24 protein-coding genes are annotated in these 23594 nt (G+C 52.2%); 6 read left to right on the forward strand and 18 right to left on the reverse strand.

The features are described from left to right. Positions 1-233 precede the first annotated feature (233 nt). Both MHN01_RS03210 and MHN01_RS03215 read left to right on the forward strand, forming a co-directional pair. Positions 234-452 (forward strand): YheU family protein, encoded by a 219-nt coding sequence (locus tag MHN01_RS03210; protein ID WP_239410009.1) that lies wholly within the window; start codon positions 234-236, stop codon positions 450-452. Between the two features lie 130 nt (positions 453-582). Further along, positions 583-1452: a phosphoribulokinase gene (locus tag MHN01_RS03215; RefSeq protein ID WP_239410010.1), complete on the forward strand. Its 870-nt coding sequence runs from the start codon at positions 583-585 to the stop codon at positions 1450-1452. Between the two features lie 90 nt (positions 1453-1542). Here the strand turns inward: MHN01_RS03215 and MHN01_RS03220 are convergent, their stop codons facing one another. Next, on the reverse strand, positions 1543-1947 hold the full coding sequence (locus MHN01_RS03220) for an OsmC family protein (RefSeq protein ID WP_239410011.1): 405 nt from the start codon (positions 1945-1947) through the stop codon (positions 1543-1545). A 272-nt stretch (positions 1948-2219) separates the two neighbouring features. Here MHN01_RS03220 and crp point away from each other — a divergent pair, with 272 nt between their 5' ends. Continuing rightward, positions 2220-2852: a cAMP-activated global transcriptional regulator CRP gene (gene crp / locus MHN01_RS03225; protein WP_036801200.1), complete on the forward strand. Its 633-nt coding sequence runs from the start codon at positions 2220-2222 to the stop codon at positions 2850-2852. A gap of 241 nt (positions 2853-3093) precedes the next feature. After that, positions 3094-3288 (forward strand): hypothetical protein, encoded by a 195-nt coding sequence (locus MHN01_RS03230; protein WP_075762945.1) that lies wholly within the window; start codon positions 3094-3096, stop codon positions 3286-3288. Between the two features lie 67 nt (positions 3289-3355). Here MHN01_RS03230 and MHN01_RS03235 read toward each other — a convergent pair whose 3' ends face one another. The 8 genes from MHN01_RS03235 to rpe all read right to left on the reverse strand — a co-directional run bounded on the left by MHN01_RS03235 (position 3356) and on the right by rpe (position 11677). Beyond that, positions 3356-4150 carry a DUF1338 domain-containing protein gene (locus MHN01_RS03235; protein ID WP_239410012.1) on the reverse strand — a complete coding sequence of 265 codons (795 nt, stop codon included), beginning with the start codon at positions 4148-4150 and terminating at the stop codon, positions 3356-3358. Between the two features lie 42 nt (positions 4151-4192). Continuing rightward, on the reverse strand, positions 4193-5650 hold the full coding sequence (gene astD, locus MHN01_RS03240; RefSeq protein ID WP_239410013.1) for a succinylglutamate-semialdehyde dehydrogenase: 1458 nt from the start codon (positions 5648-5650) through the stop codon (positions 4193-4195). A 17-nt stretch (positions 5651-5667) separates the two neighbouring features. Beyond that, positions 5668-6684 (reverse strand): arginine N-succinyltransferase, encoded by a 1017-nt coding sequence (astA, locus tag MHN01_RS03245; protein ID WP_239410014.1) that lies wholly within the window; start codon positions 6682-6684, stop codon positions 5668-5670. Positions 6685-6866: 182 nt separating this feature from the next. Beyond that, positions 6867-8081, reverse strand: a complete 1215-nt coding sequence (locus MHN01_RS03250) for an aspartate aminotransferase family protein (RefSeq protein ID WP_239410015.1) — start codon at positions 8079-8081, stop codon at positions 6867-6869. 410 nt (positions 8082-8491) lie between these two features. Next, entirely contained in the window at positions 8492-9067 is a 576-nt protein-coding gene (locus MHN01_RS03255; RefSeq protein ID WP_239410016.1) for an aminodeoxychorismate/anthranilate synthase component II, read from the reverse strand. Between the two features lie 136 nt (positions 9068-9203). Then, the gene (gene trpS, locus MHN01_RS03260; RefSeq protein ID WP_239410017.1) at positions 9204-10217 is read right to left on the reverse strand and encodes a tryptophan--tRNA ligase; all 1014 of its coding nucleotides are present in this window, start codon (positions 10215-10217) and stop codon (positions 9204-9206) included. 96 nt (positions 10218-10313) lie between these two features. Further along, positions 10314-11003, reverse strand: coding sequence for a phosphoglycolate phosphatase (locus MHN01_RS03265; RefSeq protein WP_239410018.1), 690 nt, complete (start codon positions 11001-11003; stop codon positions 10314-10316). Beyond that, positions 11003-11677: a ribulose-phosphate 3-epimerase gene (gene rpe / locus MHN01_RS03270; protein WP_075762953.1), complete on the reverse strand. Its 675-nt coding sequence runs from the start codon at positions 11675-11677 to the stop codon at positions 11003-11005. Before rpe ends, MHN01_RS03265 begins: the two co-directional genes overlap by 1 nt. A 141-nt stretch (positions 11678-11818) precedes the next feature. Here rpe and MHN01_RS03275 point away from each other — a divergent pair, with 141 nt between their 5' ends. Then, positions 11819-12049 (forward strand): DUF2970 domain-containing protein, encoded by a 231-nt coding sequence (locus MHN01_RS03275; protein ID WP_075762954.1) that lies wholly within the window; start codon positions 11819-11821, stop codon positions 12047-12049. Here the strand turns inward: MHN01_RS03275 and MHN01_RS03280 are convergent. The 9 genes from MHN01_RS03280 to pilM form a co-directional block, all read right to left on the reverse strand. After that, positions 12046-12870, reverse strand: coding sequence for a Dam family site-specific DNA-(adenine-N6)-methyltransferase (locus MHN01_RS03280; RefSeq protein ID WP_239410019.1), 825 nt, complete (start codon positions 12868-12870; stop codon positions 12046-12048). The genes MHN01_RS03275 and MHN01_RS03280 overlap by 4 nt on opposite strands. Positions 12871-12978: 108 nt before the next feature. Beyond that, positions 12979-14565 carry an AAA family ATPase gene (locus tag MHN01_RS03285; protein WP_239410020.1) on the reverse strand — a complete coding sequence of 529 codons (1587 nt, stop codon included), beginning with the start codon at positions 14563-14565 and terminating at the stop codon, positions 12979-12981. Positions 14566-14579: 14 nt separating this feature from the next. Continuing rightward, complete coding sequence (gene aroB, locus MHN01_RS03290) at positions 14580-15659, reverse strand: 3-dehydroquinate synthase (protein ID WP_239410021.1); 1080 nt, start codon at positions 15657-15659, stop codon at positions 14580-14582. A 22-nt stretch (positions 15660-15681) separates the two neighbouring features. Then, positions 15682-16200: a shikimate kinase AroK gene (gene aroK, locus MHN01_RS03295; protein ID WP_075762958.1), complete on the reverse strand. Its 519-nt coding sequence runs from the start codon at positions 16198-16200 to the stop codon at positions 15682-15684. A 328-nt stretch (positions 16201-16528) separates the two neighbouring features. Next, a complete protein-coding gene (locus tag MHN01_RS03300) occupies positions 16529-18244 on the reverse strand; it encodes a type IV pilus secretin PilQ (RefSeq protein WP_370646410.1) in 1716 nt (571 codons plus the stop codon). Between the two features lie 15 nt (positions 18245-18259). After that, on the reverse strand, positions 18260-18781 hold the full coding sequence (locus tag MHN01_RS03305) for a pilus assembly protein PilP (RefSeq protein WP_239410027.1): 522 nt from the start codon (positions 18779-18781) through the stop codon (positions 18260-18262). Between the two features lie 20 nt (positions 18782-18801). Next, positions 18802-19386, reverse strand: coding sequence for a type 4a pilus biogenesis protein PilO (locus MHN01_RS03310; RefSeq protein ID WP_239410022.1), 585 nt, complete (start codon positions 19384-19386; stop codon positions 18802-18804). After that, positions 19379-19978, reverse strand: coding sequence for a PilN domain-containing protein (locus MHN01_RS03315; RefSeq protein WP_239410023.1), 600 nt, complete (start codon positions 19976-19978; stop codon positions 19379-19381). Before MHN01_RS03315 ends, MHN01_RS03310 begins: the two co-directional genes overlap by 8 nt. Next, a complete protein-coding gene (gene pilM, locus MHN01_RS03320) occupies positions 19975-20985 on the reverse strand; it encodes a type IV pilus biogenesis protein PilM (protein WP_239410024.1) in 1011 nt (336 codons plus the stop codon). Before pilM ends, MHN01_RS03315 begins: the two co-directional genes overlap by 4 nt. Positions 20986-21130: 145 nt before the next feature. Between pilM and MHN01_RS03325 the strand changes: the two genes are divergently transcribed. After that, positions 21131-23594: PBP1A family penicillin-binding protein (locus MHN01_RS03325; RefSeq protein WP_239410025.1), on the forward strand; the 2464-nt coding region annotated here is incomplete at its 3' end.

The raw sequence follows: 23594 nt of genomic DNA on the forward strand, positions 1-23594 counted from the left end.
ACGGTGGCCACGTAGGTTTTGTTAGCGGTTCGCTGCGCAACCCGGACTTCTGGCTGGAAAAAACCGTCCCCGAATGGTTTGAAAAAATAATCACAGACTAAAAAAGCGGGAGTACTCTGGCTCTGTTACTGAGATCTGTTAGAGAGCTCTGTTGCGGGGCCATATTACCGCTCTACAATTTATGAAATTAACAATATAATCAGCTATCCGTCTTACATGATGATAACACCGCTATGATTATTCCCTGGAAAGAGATCGATCCGGAGACCCTGACAAACCTCATCGAGCACTTCGTTCTGCGCGAAGGTACCGACTATGGTGAAAGTGAACTGAGCATGGAGCAAAAAGTGCAACATGTTCGCCAGCAGCTAGCCTCAGGTGATGCCGTGATTGTCTTTTCCGAGCTGCACGAATCGGTCGACATCAAGCTGCGCCGGGATCTACACTCCTGACCCGCACCAACAGCAGTTAACCATACCGGGCCGCGGTATCATTTTTCACCTTGCAGCCCGAGTTATGCTTGACCTTCCCTCTCCAGCCTGTTAATAACTCTTTCCGTTAATGTTAACGACAGGGTTTGTCATGTCTGCAAAACATCCAATTATTGCAGTAACAGGGTCTTCAGGTGCTGGCACCTCCACCACCTCTGAAGCTTTTCGTAAAATGTTCAATATGATGGGCATTAACGCCGCTTGGCTGGAAGGAGACAGCTTTCACCGCTTTACTCGTCCGGAAATGGATGTCGAAATTCGCAAGGCCAAAGAGCAGGGGCGCCATATCAGCTACTTTGGCCCCCAGGCCAATGACTTCGCCCAGCTAGAAACCTTTTTCCGCCAATACGGCGATGACGGCAGCGGCCAGTTCCGGCGCTATCTGCACACCTTTGACGAGGCCGTTCCCTACAACCAGATGCCAGGCTCTTTCACCCCGTGGCAGGATCTGCCGGAAAATACCGATGTCCTGTTCTACGAAGGGCTGCACGGCGGGGTCGTCGACGGCGAGATCAATGTCGCCCAGCATGTTGATCTGCTCATCGGCATGGTACCGATTGTGAACCTGGAGTGGATCCAGAAGATCGTCCGGGATACGCGGGATCGCGGACACTCCCGTGAAGCCGTCATGGAGTCGATCGTTCGCTCTATGGACGACTACCTCAACTACATTACCCCGCAGTTTTCCCGTACCCATATCAACTTTCAACGGGTACCGACGGTTGATACCTCCAACCCGCTCAGTGCCAAGGCGATTCCCAGCCTGGACGAGAGCTTCGTGGTGATCCGTTTTCGCGGGATCAAAAATGTCGACTTCCCCTACCTGCTGTCGATGATCCAAGGATCGTTTATGTCGCGTCACAATACCCTGGTGGTACCGGGCGGAAAAATGAGCTTTGCCATGGAGCTGATCATGCGACCACTGATCCAGCAGCTGATAGAAACGGGAAAAATAGGATAATGACAGAGGTCAATAAAAAGAGTCGAGTAACGAGGTGCGAGAGGTATACTTTCCGCTCTTACTCGATACTCGCCTCTCATAACACTACGCTTATGCCTTCACGACTTCGTAGGAGTGGGTCATTTCTACGCCCTCGCCCAGCATCAGGCAAACCGAGCAATACTTCTGCAGCGAATCGGCCACGACTTTTGCCACCAGCGCCTCGTCCAGATCATGACCGGTAACGACAAAATGCAGGTTTGCCGAAGTAAAAATGCGCGGTGCCTGCTCGCGACGCTCGGAGGAGATCTGGGCTTCACAGGCTGTGATTTTCTGATCGGCAGACTTTAATCCGTCGACAACATCCACCGAGCTACACCCTCCCGCAGCCATCAGCACCATTTCCATCGGACTCGGCGCTTTTTCGCCACCATTGCCGTCCATAACAACACTGTGACCGGAATTTGACTGGCCCAGGAAGGTCATCTCTTCAACCCATTTCACGCGTGATTGCATTGCTTTCTCCTTACTTCAAACAGGGGGATTTGGCACTAACTCACAACGGTGTGATCATGTGCACACTTATGACTACAAAATGCCTATTTCAGATAGATCAATATCAAGAAATACGCGCCGAAAAAAGATAAACTCTGAACTAATTATTCACGTGAGCTTGCAGCCCAGCGGTTGACTGCATATCCTAGACGGCGAGCAATTTTATTGTTAGGCCCAGCCTCAAATTATAGGGATGTCGTTGTTGGGCAACAAACGCAGAGGAAGTTAGTAATATGGTTCCAGGTAAACCTCAAACAGATCCAACTCTAGAGTGGTTTCTTTCCCATTGCCACATTCATAAGTACCCATCAAAGAGCACTTTGATTCATGCGGGCGAGAAAGCAGAAACGCTCTACTACATCGTCAAGGGTTCTGTTGCCGTATTGATCAAGGATGAAGAAGGCAAGGAAATGATCCTGTCTTACCTAAACCAGGGTGACTTCATCGGTGAACTAGGCCTGTTCGAAGAAGGTCAGGAGCGTACAGCTTGGGTTCGTGCGAAGACACCTTGTGAAGTCGCCGAGATTTCTTTCAAGAAATTCCGCCAGCTAATTCAGGTAAACCCAGATATTCTGATGCGCCTATCTGCTCAGATGGCAAGCCGCCTGCAGGTGACCAGCCAGAAAGTAGGTGATCTTGCATTCTTGGATGTTACAGGTCGTATCGCCCAGACACTGCTGAACCTTGCGAAGCAGCCTGATGCGATGACTCACCCAGACGGTATGCAGATCAAGATCACGCGTCAGGAAATCGGCCAGATCGTCGGTTGTTCACGTGAAACTGTCGGTCGTATCCTGAAGATGCTGGAAGAGCAGAACCTCATTTCCGCACACGGTAAAACGATTGTAGTTTACGGTACTCGCTAAACCCGGTACCCGGAAAGCAAAACGATAAAAAGCCGCATCATGCGGCTTTTTTTGTGTCCGACGTATACCCGCCGGACATCAATGTAATGGCTTCAGACATAATTTGCTACAGCGCTCACTATTGTTACTCTTGCGATCCCCACCACCAGTGCTACATTGTGCATATATGCATTGTGAACACTCTGGCCCAGCAACGGAATTGGTGCCAGAGAGCGATCGAAAAAATACGGAACGCAATTATATGGATATTGAACGCTTTGCACCGAATGCCGGCAACACCCACCCTGCCGTGATCCAGACACTGCCAACGACGGTCGAGCTGACAGGCTTCAGTGGCCCACGCCATTATCTGGAACAGCAGACAACGTTTGACTCCACCAGCCGCCATCAGGGCAATGAGACCCCATGGGTACCACCGCTGGACAGCCAGCACTAACAATTCGGTTAAGATATAAAAAATCCACGGCTACCTATGGCAGCCGTGGATTTAGTGCTTAGCTTAATTACTGATTGGTACTTTCGAATATCTTGTCGGCCGATGCCTCGACAAACCCCCGGTACAATTCACCATCAGCGGTTGGATAGCGCTTGGCAAATTCATAGAAGCCACCCGGCACCTCGCGTACGCCATCGGTAAAGTTGACAGGGACCCGATCGGCCATTGTTGAAGACTGCTCCAACATTACCTCCGGACTGCCCTTCACTTCCCCACCGGACTCGTTAATCACAAAGCCGTTGTGACGTAGCAGGTGGTTCACCTCCTGTATCTCGGTGAACTGCTCCAGCTGATTGATGCTGACAGTAAAGTGGTTGGCACCGAAGCCATGCGCCGCCAGCCAGCCGGCATATTCGCTTTCTGCCGACAACAGCTCATAGGTCGCATAGTCAAGATCCCATAACCGCCCGCCGTAAAGAAACGCCGGATCATGCATTGCTACTTCCGGTACCTGGTTAACCAGATCGCGTACCGTCTCCTGCAGCAATGACGAGAACTGCCCCACCATCAATTCACTGATAAAAACCTTAGGTGCCAACGGATTCGGGTGCTCAAAGTGCTCGGCATAGAGCTTCTTGGCCTCGAAGTGGTACCTGCCGCACGGTTTATAGCCGATGGCAATAAACGGCGCAGCCAGGCGGTCAAGCCCGACCTGCGGAAGGTTAAACGTCCGCAGCGCAATATGATCATTGAGCAGGGGCTCACCTTCCTCCAGCAGATCATGAACCTGACCTGCCGACGGACATAGGCGCTGGGTATAATCTTGCCACAGCGCATTAAACAGTTGTTCAACCCTTTCCATGATGATGTTATCCCCTTGTCGATTAATGCCGCTCTCTCGCGTTTACAGCTTGATACCCGGTGACAGCTGAGCCGGTAACTCGGTCTGTTCACCTTCCATCGATGCCATCGGATATGCGCAGTAATCCGCAGCGTAATATGCACTCGGTCGTAGGTTACCGGATGCACCCGGTCCGCCAAATGGTGCATCTCCGCTGGCACCGGTCAGCTGACGGTTGCGGTTAACAATCCCGGCACGGATGTGGTCTATAAAGTATTGCCACTCTTCGTCGCTGGTAGAAACCAGCCCGGCCGACAGACCGTATCGGGTATCATTGGCCAGCGTTACCGCCTGCTCTAGCCCCTGATAACGGACAACCTGCAATAGCGGGCCGAAGTATTCTTCATCCGGAAGATCTGCCACCTTGCTCACTTCGATGATAGCCGGCGTCACTACCGCCCCCTGGCCGCGTTTAGCTTCGAGCAAAACCTCGCCTCCCAGGCTCACCAAGTTGGCCTGAGCACGTATAATGCCATCAGCCGCGGCTTCAGAGATTTGCGGCCCCATAAATGGCTGCGGCTCGGCAAACGGGCCATCGATAACAAGCTGAGACGTGGCCTCGACCAGACGCTTCAGCAATGCATCTCCCTTCTCACCTTGCGGCAGGTACAGACGGCGGGCACAGGTACAGCGCTGTCCGGCACTGATAAAGGCTGACTGAATAATAGTGTAGACAGTTGCTTCGAGCTCGCCATAGTCTTCGGAGATAACCATCGGGTTGTTGCCGCCCATCTCTAGCGCCAGCATCTTGCCCGGCTGACCTGCAAACTGGCGATGCAGAATATGACCGGTATTGGCGCTGCCGGTAAACAGCAAGCCGTCAATCCCGGCAGAACCGGCCAGGGCCTCACCCGTAGCACGGGCCCCCTGAACCAGGTTGATCACCCCGTCAGGCAAACCAGCCTGCTGCCACAGCTTCATGGCTTCTTCGGCTGTTTTCGGCGTCAGCTCAGACGGTTTGAAAACGACGGTATTACCAGCCAGCAGCGCTGGCACTATGTGCCCGTTCGGCAGATGGCCAGGAAAGTTATAAGGACCGAACACTGCCATGACACCCAGCGGGCGGTGACGTAGAATCGCCTGGCTGCCAGCCACTTCTTTTTGCTTTTGACCGGTACGCTCATCGTAAGCACGAAGAGAAATGGCAATCTTGCCAACCATCGCCCCGGCTTCAGTTCGGGTTTCCCACAATGGCTTGCCGGTTTCTTCTGCAATGGTACGTGCAATATGTTCGCTGTTTTCTTTTACCAGCTCGGCAAAACGCTCAACGATAGCCTGGCGTTCATTAAAGGCCGTTTTGCGCCAGCTCAGGAGAGCCTGACGGGCACTGGCTACAGCTAGCTCGACCTGCTCGGCAGTTGCACCTTTCCCCTGCCAGATCACCTCACCGCTAAACGGGTTCAGTGACTGCATCGCTTCGCCATTACCTTCCTGCCAGTTTCCTGCTATCCATTGTGTCATGATGTTCTCCCGTCCTTTTATTGCACGATCAGGCGTACCTGATCACCATTTTTCACCTGCAGCGCTTCTGCCATTTCCGCATTCATCTGCGCCACCGCCTTCTCTTCGTCAAGGACAACCTTGCCGACAACCGCACGGAAATTCTCAAACGAGCTGTTGCTGATGATGCAATCTTTGCCGCTATCAGACTCGCCAATTACCACGCTACAACGCTGAGAATGGCGTACTGACTCAATATTGCGGGTATCACACTCGACCGTCGGACCGGCATCAAAAATATCGACATAACCGCGGCAGCTGAACCCTTCTTTCTCCAGCAAACGCAGTGCCGGACGTGTTTTTTCGTGTACCTCACCAATCACTGCCTGGGCTTCAGGGCTCAGCAGGTTGACATAAATCGGCAGCTTCGGCATCAAATCGGCAATGAAGCCTTTTTTACCGATCCCGGTCAGGTAGTCTGCCAACGTAAAATCAATCGAGAAGAAGTGCTCTTTCAGCCATTCCCAGAACGGTGAGTGTCCTTCTTCATCGGAGACGCCGCGCATTTCGGCAATCACTGTGGTATCAAACCGCTCCGGGTGCTCGGCCATCATCATAAAACGGCACTTCGACAACAGGCGGCCATTCAGCCCCTGGCGCCACTCCGGACGCAAAAACAGCGTACACAGCTCGCTCACACCGGTGTAGTCGTTGCCAAATGTCAGCACTTTCACCACATTGTGGACATTAAGGCGGCGGGAGGAGTGTACAACGGTACTTAAGTGGTAGGTATAAAAGGGATTGTCCAGCCCGATAGCGGCTTCTATTGCTGTCGTACCGGCAATTTCTCCCGTCTTGGTGTCTTCTGCCACCATCAGGTAACCTTCCGGTCCCGGCTTGGTTACTGCTTTGGCAAAACTTTCCACCGAGTGCTCAATCCTGTTGCGCAGAATTTCTTCATTCACCGGTAGTGAAGTAAAACCATGACCGGACTCTTCAGCGCATTGCATAAGCGCCGGCAAATCGGCTTCAGTAATAGGACGTATAACCAGCATCGAACTCCCTCCTGATGCAGGTAGCGGCAGTTGCCGCTAGCTCATTGTTTTCTAGTGAATTGATTGCCTTTTCATGTTCGGAAACAGGCAACTGCAGTGGCCAGGCTCCTGTCAGCCACTGCATGTTTTACGGATGTATTGGTATAGCTTGTTTATTGGTGCATCGTTATTGATGCCGCTTTTTATAGATGTAGCTTGGCAATCGCGCGCTCAAGACGGGCCATACCTTCATCGATATCGGCCTTGTCGATCACCAGTGATGGAGTAAAGCGCACGACGTTAGCACCGGCAACCAGCACCATCAGGCCTTCTTCTCCTGCCGCCAGCAAAATATCACGGGCACGTCCCTGCCATTCTTCATTCAGGGCTGCACCCAGCAACAGGCCTTTACCACGTACTTCATCAAAGATTGGGTATTTAGCATTTATTTGGGCCAGTCCTTCACGGAACCACTGCTCGCGCTGTTTAACACCGTCCAGTACCTCTGGCTTGGTGACTTCATCCACAACCGCTTCGGCAACGGCACAAGCCAGCGGGTTACCGCCGTAGGTCGAGCCGTGAGTACCGACCTTCAGATGAACAGCCAGCTCAGAAGTAGTCAGCATGGCACCAATCGGGAAACCACCACCCAGTGATTTCGCCGTGCTCAGGATATCCGGGGTCACACCCAGCCCCTGGTAAGCATAAAAGTCACCGGTACGGCCATTACCTGTCTGGACCTCATCAAAGATCAGCAGGGCATTGTGCTTGTCGCAAAGTTCACGTACGCCCTGGATAAACTCCTGGGTCGGAGAAATGATACCGCCTTCACCCTGCAGAGGCTCCATCATCACCGCACAGGTGCGCTCTGACATGTGCTCAGCCAGTGTCGACAAATCATTGTATGCCAAGTGGGTCACATCACCTGGTTTAGGACCGAAGCCGTCAGAATAGGCAGCCTGGCCACCGACAGTTACTGTGAAGAAGGTACGGCCATGGAAGCCCTGCTGGAATGAAATGATTTCAGATTTTTCCGGGCCAAACTTATCGGCCGCATAACGGCGGGCCAGTTTCAGCGCCGCCTCGTTAGCCTCGGCACCTGAGTTAGCAAAGAACACCTTTTCGGCAAAACTGTGCTCGGTCAGCTTTTTCGCCAGACGCAGCGCCGGTTCATTGGTCATGACATTACTTAAATGCCATAGCTTGTCGGCCTGCTCCTTGAGTGCATTGACCATAACAGGGTGACAATGGCCCAGACAGCTCACTGCGATACCGCCGGCAAAATCAATATATTCGCGGTCATCCTGATCCCACACGCGTGCACCCTGGCCTTTCACCGGTACGATTTGCATCGGGGAATAACAAGGTACCATCACCTCATCAAACAGCTGACGTCCTACTTTGTGCTCCATTGCCATCATCCTTTCCTTCTATGTATTGCGTCTTAAGCATAGTATTTACATTTTATTAACCAATTCCAATAGCAGAATATTTTTTTTATCCTTTATTTGGGTTGGCTAACCCACTGTTGAATACATATTTATGCGGGTTTGAGAGGAATTTATTAACAACACAATGGAAAAAAGTGTATTTCCGTTGAGGAAATAAAGGCTGCGGGCTCTTCCTTGAGTGCATAAGCTTGCCAGGAGAATTTTCTGAAAAAGGCCAGCTAAATGTTAAAAAAAGTGATGAAGATCGCGGAAATAAGACAGTATTACGGCCTTATCCTTTCGAAAGGCAGAGAAAATCCCGCAACCTGGTGAGTAGATTATTAACTGCGCCAGACGCTCATTCAGCAGAAAATCCTGCCACAGTGCTTTTTGCTCGGTTAGCGACGCAGAAAGTTAGCCAGAAGCTGGTGACCCTGTTCGGTCAAAATGCTCTCGGGATGGAATTGCACCCCTTCGATCGGCAGCGTCTTGTGGGCGATTCCCATGATTTCGTCGAACTCGCCATCACGCTCGGTCCAGGCCGTCACCTCAAAACAATCCGGCAATGTATCGGCCTTTACTACCAGCGAATGGTAGCGCGTCACTGTCAGCGGATTATTCAGGGTTTCGAACACACTGCGATCGGTATGAACAACTGGCGATGTCTTGCCGTGCATCACCTGACGGGCACGCACCACTTTTGCACCGAAGACTTGGGCTATCGACTGGTGACCCAGGCAAACCCCCAAAATTGGCAGCTTACCGGCAAAGTGTTCAATGGCCTGCAACGAAATACCGGCATCATCGGGCGTACAGGGGCCCGGCGAAATCACCAGGTGGGAAGGTGACAGGGCCTCAATGCTTGCAATATCGATTTCATCATTACGCACGACTTTCACCTCAGCGCCCAGCTCGCAGAAGTATTGGTACAGGTTGTAGGTGAAAGAGTCATAATTGTCGATAATCAGCAGCATTGATACATCAGCTCCCAGGATGAGTTGGCGGTCTATTTTGCTATAGGGGGCAAGAAAGGCAAGTTATGATTTCAGAAAAGCATTAAAGAAAAACCGGCAACAGGGCCGGTTTTAACAATAACTATCGGTACGTTACTTACGGACGAGCGACAAAACCCACCGCTTCGTAAGCCTTCTTCAGGGTAACGGCAGCACGTTCAGAGGCCTTGTCGGCACCGGCTTTCATTACAGAATCCATATAGGCGCGATCTTCACGGATACGCTTGTACTCAGCCTGAACAGGCTCAAGCATAGCGACAATTGCCTCACCAACGTCTTTCTTGAACGGGCCGTACATTTCCACCCCTTTATATTGGGCTTCAATCTCTTCGAACGACTTACCGGTTGCGGCCGAGTACAAGCCCATCAGGTTTGTGATACCGGCCTTGTCGACACCGTGAGCGATACGTGGCGGGGTCTCGGTATCTGTCTGCGCCTTGTTGATCTTCTTGATGATCGACTTAGGCTCTTCCAGCAAGGTAATTACATTCTTGCGGTTGTCATCAGACTTGGACATTTTCTTGGTCGCATCCTGCAGGCTCATAACACGTGCGCCAATTGTCGGAATATAAGGTTCAGGCACCTGGAAAATGGCCTCGCCATCACCATAAATGTTGTTGAAGCGAGTGGCAATATCGCGGGCCAGCTCAAGGTGCTGTTTCTGGTCACTGCCCACTGGTACCTGGTGCGCCCCGTACAGCAGGATATCGGCAGCCATCAATACCGGGTAGCCAAACAAGCCAACATTAACGTCATTGGCATGGCGCTGTGACTTGTCTTTGAACTGGGTCATTCGGCTCAGTTCACCCATCTGAGTATAACAGTTAAGCAACCAGCCTAGCTGGGCATGCTCCGGTACATGCGACTGGACAAACAGCGTGCTCTTCTTAGGATCGACACCAACTGCCAGACAGATAGCCAATGCATCCAACGTGGCTTCGTGAAGCGCCTTCGGATCCTGGCGGACTGTGATAGCGTGAAGGTCTACTACACAGTACTGGCAGTCATAATCATCCTGCATCTGTTCCCACTGACGCAACGCACCCAAATAGTTACCAATACTCAATTCGCCAGAAGGCTGGACGCCACTCAATACAATGGGTTTACTCATGATGGGATTTCCTATGTCACTAAAGATAAGCAGCGGCACAAGTGCCGCTGACTAATATTCAAAACTTATCGTCAGATATACGCAGACCTGATCGTACTAGCTGTCTAGTTTAACCACTTCTGCCAGCTGGCTAAAGTGATCCAGCACAATATCGGGTTCACTATCACTGATCGGCTGACCGTAATTGTAACCGTAGGTCAAACCGACAACATAACATGTCGCTGCTTTAGCCGCCAAGATATCGTTACGCGAATCACCGACCATCAGCATTTCTGATGCAGCCAACCGGTGCTTTTCCATCAACCAGTGCAGGGCAAAAGGATCCGGTTTCTTAAGCGGGAAGGTATCACCGCCAATCACATCGACAAAATAATCACTGATACCATGCTGCTCCAACAGGTGCGGAACAAACTGGGCAGGCTTGTTGGTGACGATAGCCATCGGCACACCAGCCTGGTAAAAAGCGGCAAGAGTGTCTTTAACCCCGTCATAAAGCGCACTCTGCTTATGTCCACCGGCATCGTAAAAACGGTCAAACAGCTGGCGAGCTTCTTTGTGCAGCTCAGGGTCAAGTTCAGGATCCACCTCAAGGCTACGGCTTAGCGCCCGGCCAATCAGAATATCGGCACCGTTACCAATCCAAGTAGTCACCTGCTCGACCGTGACGCCGGGGCGCCCTAGGGCACGCATGGTCTGATCGGCCGCTTCTGCCAGATCAGGAACGCTGTCGAGCAGCGTTCCGTCCAGATCAAAAGCAATAAACTTAATGCCTTTGAAGTGATCCATTAACGCTCTACCTTGGCCAGCTCGGCGCGCATTTCATCGATCACCGCCTTGTAGTCCGGCTGGCTGAAAATGGCCGAGCCTGCAACAAACATATCCGCGCCCGCCTCGGCGATTTCACGGATGTTGTCGACCTTGACGCCACCATCTATTTCCAGACGAATTTCACGGCCAGAAGCTTCAATACGCTTACGTACCTCACGCAGCTTATCTAGTGTATTCGGAATGAAAGACTGGCCTCCAAAGCCCGGGTTAACCGACATCAGCAGGATCAAGTCCACTTTATCCATGACGTAGTCTAAATAATGCAGCGGTGTAGCCGGGTTAAAGACCACCCCGGCCTGACAGCCGTGTTCTTTGATCAGCTGCAGCGTACGGTCCAGGTGCTCAGTGGCCTCGGCATGGACGGTGATCATCGTGGCACCGGCCTTGGCAAAATCAGGAATAATACGGTCTACCGGCTTAACCATCAGATGAACATCAATCGGCGCTGTAATACCGTAATCACGCAGTGCCTTGCACACCGGCGCACCAAATGTCAGGTTCGGTACATAGTGATTGTCCATCACATCAAAGTGCACAACATCGGCACCTGCAGCCAATACTTTCTCGACATCCTCGCCAAGACGAGCAAAATCTGCAGACAGGATAGATGGAGCGATCAAAAAGTCCTTCATGTTCAGCCTCTATACGGTACATACGAAAACGTTATCGGAAATCGGCGCAATTCTACCCGATCCAAAGAATGATGTCTTAACGGATTTCTACCTGCAATTGATAATATAATGACTATGCTTTTAGAGCATGAGGAGGTGGGAATGGAAAAACAACGCGTTAACGATAAGAAAAATCAGAACAACAAGCCAAAAAGCCTGGCTCTCAGCATCGCGGCGGCCTTATTCGGGGTACAGTCGGATCGCAACCGCCAGCATGACTTCAGCCAGAAGTCGCCCTGGCCATTTATTATTGCAGGGATCAGCGGGATTCTACTATTTATTGCCCTGGTGGCTGCCATCACGCTTGTCGTCACAGCAACCCACGGACGCTAGATTACCGGCGGCTTGAACAACGCCAGTAGCTCATCCACCTTATTACGTCCGCTGCCGTTACGGCTGATGGTACGCTTCACCTTAACCACGGACAGCTCAGCACCGTGGTACAGACGGCGGGTCAGCGTGGTATCGTGATTGGATATCAATACTGGTATGTCACGCTCAGTAGCGGCCTTTTCTGCCACATCGGCCAATGCCGCCTGATCATCCAGGCTAAACCCATTTCCAGCATATGAAGTAAAATTTGCCGTGGTCGACAGCGGCGCATAAGGCGGATCGCAATAAATCACGCACCCTTTACGGGCCCGGGAAAACGTCTGCTGATAGCCTTCGCAAACAAACGTCGCGCGCTTGGCCTTCTCGGCAAAGAAATACATTTCTTCCTCAGGGAAATACGGCTTCTTATAGGAGCCGAACGGCACATTGAAGCCGCCCTTCTTGTTATAGCGACACAGGCCATTGAAGCCATGGCGGTTCATATACAGGAAATACTGTGAGCGAAGGTAAGGATCATCAGTCTTGTTGAAGGCTTCGCGAATTTCCAGGTAGGCCCCTTTCTGGTTGAACTCCGGCATAAACAAGTTTTTCACGTCGTTGATGTACGTTTCCGGCTTCTCTTTCAGGGTGTTATAGAGATTAATCAGATCCGGGTTGATATCCGCCAGCAGGTAGTGCTCGAAATCGGTATTCAGAAAGACAGAGCCGGCCCCGACAAAGGGTTCGACCAGTTTACGCGCAGGTGGCAGATGGCGCTCGATATCCTCGACCAGAGAGTATTTGCCTCCAGCCCACTTAAGGAATGCACGATGCTTTTTCATTCAGCTAACCACCACCAGAACCGATATTGTTACGAAAGGTGGCGGATTGTACCTCATTTCACCCCGAGTCTGATACCAATTCACGTAATTATCTGCTTGCCGCTGCGATTATTTCACCCGCTCGATTTCACGATGGATCTGTGCGTAGGATTTTACCCATGGCTGAACAACCTGCAGCCTCTCCGGTAACTGTGTTTCGGCTCTGCGGGCAGCAACGATATTCGGGTAGTCACCGCTGATCACAATAAACCACGGCTCACCATTGCGGCGTGTTTCATAGATGGTCGCAATATTGCCGATTTGGTACTCAGCAATGAATTTATTGGCTGCCGCCAGGGATTTGAGTGCTGCCAGCTGCAGCGCATAGTGGCGATTGTCGATCGCTTTTAGTACCGCCCCCAAATTGGTGCTTTCTGCCGCTGCTTCTGCAGGCTCTTCTGGAGCGACAGCTGCTGGCTCAAGCGAAGCATCCGACACTGCCTCACTACCCGCAATTTGCTCACCGGCCACCGATGCCAGCTCCGGACTCGTCTGCCCTGTCGTTTCCGCAGGCTGAATCGCCTCGGTCACGGCCTCTTCGACACCTGGCTGCTCGGCAACCGCAATAGCACCACTGCCTCCCAGCTCCTGCTCGGTGATCATCGCATCCACAACATCCGACGGCAGGACAACCCGCTGGTTATCATCACTGCGGCCAACAGTCAGCCCCTCCAGAGATATCTCCTGAGGCAGGCGGTGAGAATCATCATTGATGGTATCGGTAACATCGCGTGATAGCGCAGTTTCACCGGATATTGGCTCAGGCAGTGATTCGCTCAGCTCTTCTTCCACCTGTCCGGTTGACAGGGTCAGTGCCTGACGAGCCTCGTCGGCCGGTTCCATACTCTCACTCTGTGCAACAACCGGCTCGGAATCATCTGCCGGAAAAAAGAAAAATGCCAGTCCGGCAGCTGCAACAACGAGTAAACCTGCCAGCAATGTCATTGGCGATAAGGTACGAGATCGAGAACTGGCCATATTTGTCTGCTCCGTTTGTTCTAATTGCATCAGTGCCCCGGGAACGGGCGATGACGCTGCCGCTTTATCCCTCAGCGCGCGCCTTCCGTGGGCATCCAACCTATCTGTGGCAAATATCACTTCGACAAAGGTTTGCACTTCTTGTTCACTGAAATCAACAATTTCCAACTCAAGCGGCGCAGCCCCCTGACCATGGGAAACCTGGCTCAGATATTTGTCCAGCCGCCCCGACTGGCTAAAGAGCAACACGTTAATTTGCCAACCAGGAATATTCTGCGCCTGTTGCACCAAGGCCCATAGCTCGGCAATGAGCGTCGCACTGAGCAAGTGCGCATCATCAATAACCAGCAGCAAATTGGCAGGGCCACTTCCGAGCATGCGATCGACACTTTCCTGCAGCGGGTCCTGATCGTTGAAAACCGGCTGGGCAACAAGCTGCTTAAGTATGATAGAGCGATGCTGGCTGTCGGACTGTGCCCGATGGCAAAGCAATAGCGTCTGGTTGCTACCCTGCGCCCATTGTTCCAGGTAACGCTGTGCCAGCCATGTTTTACCAGCCCCTTCGCGGCCAGTTATCTGAATAAGATTAGAACTAAAGCGGGTTAAAAACTGTATACGGGAAAGGAGTTGGACCTGGGTATCCAGATCCAACGCTGCGACTGAGGTGTCACGAGTCATGGTTGTTCACAACTTCAAGAATTAATCACACGACGCAAGATATCGTGGGGCACATCAGCCACGACCTCGGCACTACCGATAGATGTCGGTAATACCAGCCTTAGCTGACCTGACAAGACTTTTTTATCCCGCATCATATGCTTCATATAACAATCAAAATCCATCGATGCCGGGGCTTTGACCGGTAGGTTAGCCCGATCGAGCAAACGGGTAATTCGCTGGACATCATCTGACGACAATAGACCATGCAGATGAGCAGTCTGGGCGGCCTGTACTGTGCCTGCCGACACCGCTTCGCCGTGCAGCCAGTTGCCATATCCCATTTCAGCCTCAATAGCATGGCCAAAGGTATGCCCCAGATTAAGCAATGCACGTACGCCTGACTCTTTTTCGTCCGCAGCAACAACATCCGCCTTGATCTGGCAGCAGCGGCCGATCGCATAGCTGAGCGCATCATTATCCAATGCCTGCAGCTTCTCGAGATTTTGCTCCAGCCAGGTGAAGAATTCGCTGTCAGCGATAATACCGTACTTAATCACTTCTGCCATGCCAGCAGCAAACTCGCGCTCAGGCAAGGTTTTCAGGCAGTGGTTATCAATCACAACGGCCTTAGGCTGGTAAAAGGCCCCAACCATGTTTTTACCCAGGGGATGGTTTACCGCCGTCTTACCGCCGACAGAAGAGTCCACCTGTGACAACAGGGTGGTCGGTACCTGGATAAAATCGACACCACGCTGGTAGCTGGCAGCCGCAAACCCCACTACATCGCCAATAACACCGCCCCCAAGTGCAACAATCACCACATCACGACCGTAATTGCCTTCCAGCAAAAATGTCATGATTTGGTTGAAGGTCTCCAGGGTTTTGTATTGTTCCCCGTCAGGCAGCGAAAGCAGAGCGACATCGCACTGGAGCTGACAGATAGTCGCCATCACTGTATCAGCATACAGCGGCGACACCGTTTCATTGCTGACCACGACAACACGTCGACCGGCACTGATGGCAGAGGAAAACAACGCCGGGTCAGTAAATAACTCGGCGCCGATTGAGATTGGGTAGCTTCTGTCACCTAAGTTGACGTTGATCCGTTCCATGGTCAGCTTCTCTTACTATTGATTAACGCTCTTCAAGCATTTTGATGATTTGGTTTGCAACTACTTTGGCGCTCTGATCGTCAGTGCGAACTACATAGTCTGCAACCTCTTCATACAAAGGGTTACGCTCTTCTGCCAGAGCTTCAAGTACTTCACGTGGCGTATCTGTCTGTAGCAGAGGACGCTTTTTGTCACGCTGAGTACGGGCGAGTTGTTTTTCTATGGTAGTTTCAAGATAAACCACGATACCACGAGCAGAAAGGCGGTTGCGGTTCTCTTTACTTTTAACGGAACCACCACCTGTCGCAAGGACGATCCCTTGCTCTTGGGTCAGGTCATTGATCACGTTCTCTTCGCGAACACGGAAACCGTCTTCACCTTCCACATCGAATACCCAGCTGATATCGGCTCCAGTACGATCTTCAATGACAGAATCAGAGTCAAAGAATTCCATATGTAGCTGCTGTGCAAGATGTCTACCAATAGTGCTTTTGCCGGCACCCATTGGGCCGACCAGGAAAATATTTCGTTTTTCAGCCATTTTTAGCAATTTTACGCGCGGTTAATAAAACGACACCGCCCGCAGGCTATCGATAAATAAGCCCGAGGCGCCAACTTCCTCACATTTAATTCGTGATAAGACCGAAAATTATCTCAGGACTCGCTATCATTTGGCAATAGCTAGTGTGCCTCATTACCAATTTAATTACCCTTGAGATACGCATCGGTACGGGGATCCTGCGGAATAATCGCCTTGTAGAGGCCAAAGCCATCAATAAACACAATAAGTTAGCTTTTCATCATGGTGCTACGCACATCTAACAATCATACCGTCAACCCTGCCCGCACTGTCCATGACTCCCGTACACTTACCGCATCACTATCTTCGGGGTCACGAAGATCAGCAACTCTCGCTTGGCCAGCTTATTCAGTTTGTGGCGAAACAAAGCGCCAAGTATCGGCAAATCCCCCAATACGGGAACTTTTCTGATCGAGTTATTGGTTTGATGCTGATAAATCCCCCCCAGCACCACCGTCTCGCCATTATTCACCAGCACCTGGGTGCCGATTCGCTGGGTATCGATGGCTACCGCCTCGCTGGTACCAGTACTCACGACATCTCCCGGTTTGTCCTGGGTCACCACTAAATCCAGCACCAGTTTGTCATCCGGGGTGATCTGCGGCGTTACCATCAAGCTCAGCACCGCCTTCTTAAAGCCAACAGACACTGCCCCGCTTGACGAGGCCTCCAAGTAGGGGATCTCAGTCCCCTGCTCGATATAGGCCATTTGCTTGTTGGTAGTGACAAGCCGCGGGCTGGAAATGATTTCCAGCTTATTTTCCGACTGCAGGGCAGAGAGTTCGAGATCCAGCAAGATATCGCCCATTTTGGCAACCTGGAAGGCAATACTGGAAGCCCCGGCCTGAGTGGCGGCCAAATTGACGTTAAGGAAGTCTTCCACTGTCGCCTCTTCTTCCAGCAGCCCGACAGAGTTAAGATTGCTCTCAATCGACCCGCCGACCGTCTTGCTGCCGTTGCTACTCAGTACCCCCCAGCGAACCCCGATTTCATCAATATCCCCTTCATTAACCGAAACGATCCTGGCCTCGATATGAACCTGCTTGACCGGAATATCCAGCGCGGCAATGATATTCTTGATGGTATCGATACGCTCACCAAGATCATTGACTATCAACGAGTTGGTACGGTCATCGACATGCAGAGAGCCCCGGCTTGAGAGCATACTGCTGCCCCCGTCCCCACCCTGAAGCAACTCGGCCAGATCCGTGGCTTTGGCAAAATTGACCTGAATGATTTCCGAGCGCAATGAAGCCAGTTCCTGTTCCTTGCGCCTAGCCTCAAGGACCTGCTGCTCGCTCTGGGTTAGCTCCTGCTTCGGAGCAATCAATACCACCGAGCCCTGCACCCGCTTGTCCAGCCCTTTGGCCTGCAGAATAATTTCCAGAACCTGGGGCCAGGGCACATCATCCAAACGCAGAGTCACACTGCCCTGCACAGAATCTGAGACCACGAGGTTGAAATCATTATATTCCGCAATCAGCTGAAGCACGTTACGAACGGGAATATCCTGAAAATTAATTGAAATAGGCTTGCCACTGTAGCTCACGTCATGACTCTGCCCCGCCTTGGCCTGCTCAGGCCGGCCGGCAACAAACACCATTAACAGTGCGCCTTTCAAGTCATAGTCGTAGACAAAGTCGGCGGTTGTATTGAGAACCAGCCGGGCCCCCTTTTCGGTCCGCAGTGTCTCGACCGACTCGACAGCAGTGGCGAAATCGGTTACATCGAGCAGATACACCATCTCGTCACTGAGCGTCGTCCCTACCATTTCAATATATAGCTGCCTACCGGACTTACGCATATCAACCAGCGACTGGGGCTTGGCCAGCTTGACACTGAGTACCCCCCGATTTTGCTTATCCCGCCTGAAATCAATATCGGCTATCTGGTTGTCCACCACCATCACGGCAGCCACAGGAAAAGCCGTCGAGACCAGACACAGCCACAAAGGCAACCAATACCTGGCCCACGCACCAGTGGATACCGGAAAACTCCTTTTCATCTTTGTTTCTTCCTTCTATACGGCAGAACCTGCGGAAGCGAGTGGCAATGTGGTCAACCTTTTCAACCAGCACCCCATACCGTCAGGTAATACTTCTTCAATCTCGACACTGCTCGGGCTAACCTGTCGAACCTTGCCGAAATTGAGGCCTAGGTAGTGCCCGTCCCGGACTTTTTCCAGCTTGCCGTCTGGCCTGGCAATGATCGCCCAGAGTTCATGCTTGTCACCAATTACCCCTTTCATCCTGAGCTGAGCCAAAGGAATACCCTCCAAAGCGCTGCGTGTACGCGTCATATCCGGCTGCCAGCAAGCCATATCTCTCTCCTGTCCGACTGTCTTCAGTTCCGGGCGCGGGCGAACAAAGGGGATTCGATTGCTTGCCATAACAAACTCGTCAGCCACAAAGACATACTGTTCCTGCAGGGGAGCTATCTGCACTAGGGCCTGGTTATGGGCCTGTTCGATAAACTGCTGAACAGAATCTTCATTGGCCCGGCAGCCAACCACCAGCCAGCACATGAAGACAAGCAATGACATCCTTTTCAAACTAGCCACCTCTATTTCGGCGCTTTAAAACGATAGGTACTGGCAGAGACCTTCAGCGATAGGGTTTCCTGGTTCTGGTGCTGCCGAAGAAAAACCAAATCGAAGTCATTCAGGGTCACAATGCGTGATAGCTTGGCAACCGACTCCGCAAACTGACCGATGTTTACGTAACGGCCAGTCAGAGCAATATTGATGGGAAGTTCGTAATACAGAGGATGTTCACGCCTGGGGCCCCATTCGATACGTTGAAACTCAAGGCCATTGCGGACCCCGATATCATTCACGCCTGACAGCAGACTTGCCAGCTCTTCCTCCTCGGGCAATTGCTGTACTACATACTGATAGCGCTCTTCCAGCGCTTCAATCTGATCTCTTACCTTGGGCAGGGCTGCCACTTGGCTGGCCCGCTTTCCAACCTGCTGGCGAAGCTCCCGTTCTGTATGCTTTAGCTGGGCCAGCTCCTCATGCAACGGTGTCAGCCAGTACCAATAACCAGCAGTGCCCATCGCCAGTGCCAGAACCAAAGCCACGACGCATTGCGGTATCAACGGCCACTCGGTTATTTCATCCAGATCTAAGTCTTGCCAGTCACTCACTGCCCTTTTCCTTGTTGACGATGGTCTTCTCGGATGCTGACTCCGGGTGCGTTGCCAGGGTAAACGAGGCTTTAAACCGGGTCTGATCCTGTGCCTGGTCACCTTTCGTTGCCACAATCGAGTGCATGGCTACATCCTCCAGCCAGGAAGACTGTTCGGCATTGGATAACAGTATTGCCAGGCGACCGGTAGAGTCACCGACCCCATTCACAGCGATCCGGTTGGACGACATTGACACACTGTCGAGGTAGACTCCCTGCGGGACAATACCGGGTAATATACTCAGCAGGTGCGTGATTTGATTGCGTTCCTGCTGAATGTCTCCTATCACCCCAAGCCGCTTATTAAGTGCAGCGCGCTGCCTGTCGAGGCCGGGTAAAAATGCAAGCTGGCGCTCGAGCGTTGATATTTCCTGCTGTAGCAATTGGTTTCGAGCCTGCTGGTGAGCCTGCTGCTGCTCAATGTAGCTAGCCAGCAGCCATTGCACGGCGGCGACTGCCAGTATGACGCCCGCCAGGATCGAAAAAAACCGTTGCTTATGTTGCTTTCGCCTTTCCTCCCGCCACGGCAACAAATTCAAGCGTGCAATCATTGACTGACCCCCCTTATAGCCAGCCCGGCCGCAACCGCATACTGGCCGTAATAGCTATTGCTGGCGATCTGTCCCAGCTTTTTGCTACAGGGAAAATATCGAAAAGGGTTGATCCAACTGGCTTCTACACCCAGCAGCCGGGCCAGCAGCTCTTCCAGCACAACATGCTGGCCCCCGCCACACAGCCAGATCCCTTTTAGCACCGAGCGCGGGTGTGTCGAATTGTAGAGCTGAAACTGCCGCTTGAGGTGATCCGCCAGTTGCTTGGTAAAAACTTCGGCCTGTCCGAGTTCGGGGGGAAAGGCTTCCGGCTCTTCACTGCCGCCAACCGTATTCCCGCTCACCAGCGAGGTACCGTAAGCGATTTCGCGGTGATAGGCCGCACCGCCAGGTGGCTTGATGCTAAATTCGGTACAGTGCATACCGATATCAACAATGCCCCACAACTCCTGCATCGCGTCGCGTTCGGCTATGTACTCGCCCAGCCACAATAGGGCGTGTGTCTGAAGTTCTACCACCCCGGGATGCAGACCCGCCTTTTTTAATGCCTTGACCCGGCTGTCTATGGTGTCCTTTCGCGCAGCAAACACCTGAAACGGCATGGTCGTGGCCGTTTCAACAAAGGCGTCCGATGACAGCGGAAAAAAATCCAAACTGAGCTCTTCAACCGGAAAGGGGGAAGAGGCACTGAGTGCCTGGGTCACCGCAAACTCCGCTTCCTCGTCACTCAGATTCGTATCAAGCTGGATCACTTTGCTAATGACCGCGCTGTCCGGCAGGGCGATTGCCACTTTTTTGGCATTAAACGGCAGACTCTTTTTTAATTTACGTATTGCTGACAACAGGGCTGACGTATTCACGCTATGCTGGTCGTTAATAACCGAAGAAGGCAAGGTAATTTCTGCAAAGGCAGAGAGTTCCAGTTGCTCTTTTTTTGGGTTCAAGACGACCGCTTTAACGCTATGATGGCCGATATCAATGCCAATTATTGGTGGGTTCCGAAACATACCGTGCTATGCTCCCTGTTAATGGAAAAGCAATATATTTTTCTAACAAACACCAACCTATGGCGTTAATTTTATTTAAGTTATCTTTATACTATTGGTTGAAATAGATTGAACGGTCGAATGATGGTGTAACAGGAATTCTCAAGTGAAGTTCATAAAGCGATTACTTATCCTTGCAATGATTTGCACAATTCTTGGAGTCGGTACTATCTTTGGTTTTTACCTTTATGTAAAACCAGAGCTCCCGGATGTTGCAACTCTAAAAAATGTTGAATTACAGACACCTATGCAGGTATTCAGTGCAGACGGAAAGCTGATCTCCCAGTTTGGGGAGAAACGACGCATTCCCTTGGCACTTGACGATATTCCGCCTCAAATGATCAATGCGGTCATCGCGACCGAAGACAGCCGTTACTACGACCATCCCGGTATTGACCCGATCGGTATCGCCCGTGCCGCCTTTGTCGTTGCCACCTCGGGCTCGGCCAAGCAGGGGGCAAGTACGATTACCCAGCAGTTGGCCCGAAACTTCTTTCTCTCCAACGAAAAGAAGATAATGCGAAAAATCAAAGAGATTTTTATCGCTATCCATATCGAGCAACTGCTGAGCAAGGAAGATATCCTTGAGCTTTACCTCAATAAAATTTACCTCGGATACCGTTCCTATGGTGTCGGTGCAGCGGCACAGGTGTATTTTGGCAAAGAGGTCAGCCAGCTGACCCTGAGCGAAATTGCCATTATCGCCGGTCTGCCGAAAGCACCGTCGACCATGAACCCGATCTACTCGATAGATCGCGCCACCACACGTCGTAACGTCGTGCTGAGTCGTATGTTCGCCGAAGGCTACATCACCCAGGCAGAACTCGATCAGGCCCGAGCCGAACCGATTCTCGCCCGTTATCACGGTGCAGAGATTGAACTCAACGCACCGTATTTTGCCGAACGCGCCCGTGCCTGGATGGTTGAGCGCTACGGTGAAGATGCCTATACCTCCGGAATGCGTATCTACACTACGGTTGATCCCAAGCTACAGCGTGCGGCCCAGACGGCAGCAGTCAACAACCTGCTGAGCTATGATCAGCGCCATGGTTACAGAGGCGCTGTCGCCACGTTGTGGAAACCCGAACAGACAGCCTGGACGACAGACAAGGTTATCGAGCACCTGAACAAACAGCCGAGCTATGGCGAGCTCCAGGCCGCCGTCGTTATGGCCATCAACGGCAAGAGCGCCCAGGTTCTGACCAATGACGGCGAGCAGCACACCGTTGAGTGGAGCGGCATGAAATGGGCCCGTAAGTTTATGACCGACACTCGCCAGGGACCTGCGCCGAAAACCGCGGCAGATATTCTGGCGGCCGGTCAGCAAATCTGGGTACAGCAAAAAGAGCAGCAGTGGGTACTGAGCCAGGTGCCGGATGCCAACACAGCCTTTGTTGCTGTCTCCCCGCAAAACGGCGCAGTCAAGGCCATGGTCGGCGGCTTCAACTTTGTCCACAGCAAATTTAACCGTGCCACCCAGTCCATCCGTCAGGTCGGCTCCAGCATCAAGCCGTTCATTTACTCGGCTGCGCTGGAAAAAGGCATGACGCTGGCAACCCTGGTCAATGACGCACCTATCAACCGCTGGGACAAGAGCATGGGCACGGCATGGCGTCCTAAAAACTCGCCACCAACCTACAACGGCCCGACACGCCTGCGCCTTGGACTGGCACAATCGAAAAACGTGATGGCCGTACGGGTACTGCAAAATGTCGGATTGGACGATACCATCAGCTACCTGACCCGCTTCGGCTTCAAGCGCGAAGATCTGCCGCGGGCAGAAGCTATCGCCCTGGGCGCAGGCAGCCTGACACCGCTAGAAATGGCCCAGGGTTTCTCTGTCTTTGCCAACGGTGGCTATTATGTCGAGCCTTACTTCATCGAGCGCGTTGAAGATCCTTACGGCAACCTGGTCTATCAGGCCAACCCGAATATTGTCTGCAACAACGACTGTCAGCGGGAACAGCAGCAGGCCGGTAATAACATCGCCGCCAGCCGGGCGGTACTGAACGACATTGCTATCAGCGAGCAGGAACTGGGCGATACCGGCAGTGCCATAGAAAGCGACCAGCAGCAGACGCGCTATGCACCACAGGTTATTTCTGAGCAAAATGCCTTCCTCGTTCGTGAGATGCTGGAGAGCAATATCTGGGGTGGCGGCGACTGGCGTCACGGCAGTGGTTGGAACGGCACCGGCTGGCGCGGCCAGGTACTCAAGCGCCGCGATGTCGGCGGTAAAACCGGTACCACCAATGGTTCGAAAGATGCGTGGTACTCAGGTTTCGGCCCGAATATTGTCGCGACATCCTGGGTCGGCTTTGATGATCACAGCCGTGAATTGGGTAAAGCCGCCTGGAACAACAACCTGGACAAGAAACAGATTTCCGGAGGTGAAGCCGGGGCCAAAACAGCCCAACCTGCCTGGGTCACCTTTATGGAAACCGCCCTGGAAGATGTACCGGTTCAGCGCAAACAGCTACCGTCCGATATCGTCAAGGTCCGAATTGACCGCGATACCGGCAAGCTCAGCAACCGTAATGATTACACCTCGATGTTCGAGTACTTCGGGA

Origin of the sequence: Photobacterium sp. OFAV2-7 (genome assembly GCF_022347985.1) — a bacterium.
Lineage (GTDB): Bacteria > Pseudomonadota > Gammaproteobacteria > Enterobacterales > Vibrionaceae > Photobacterium.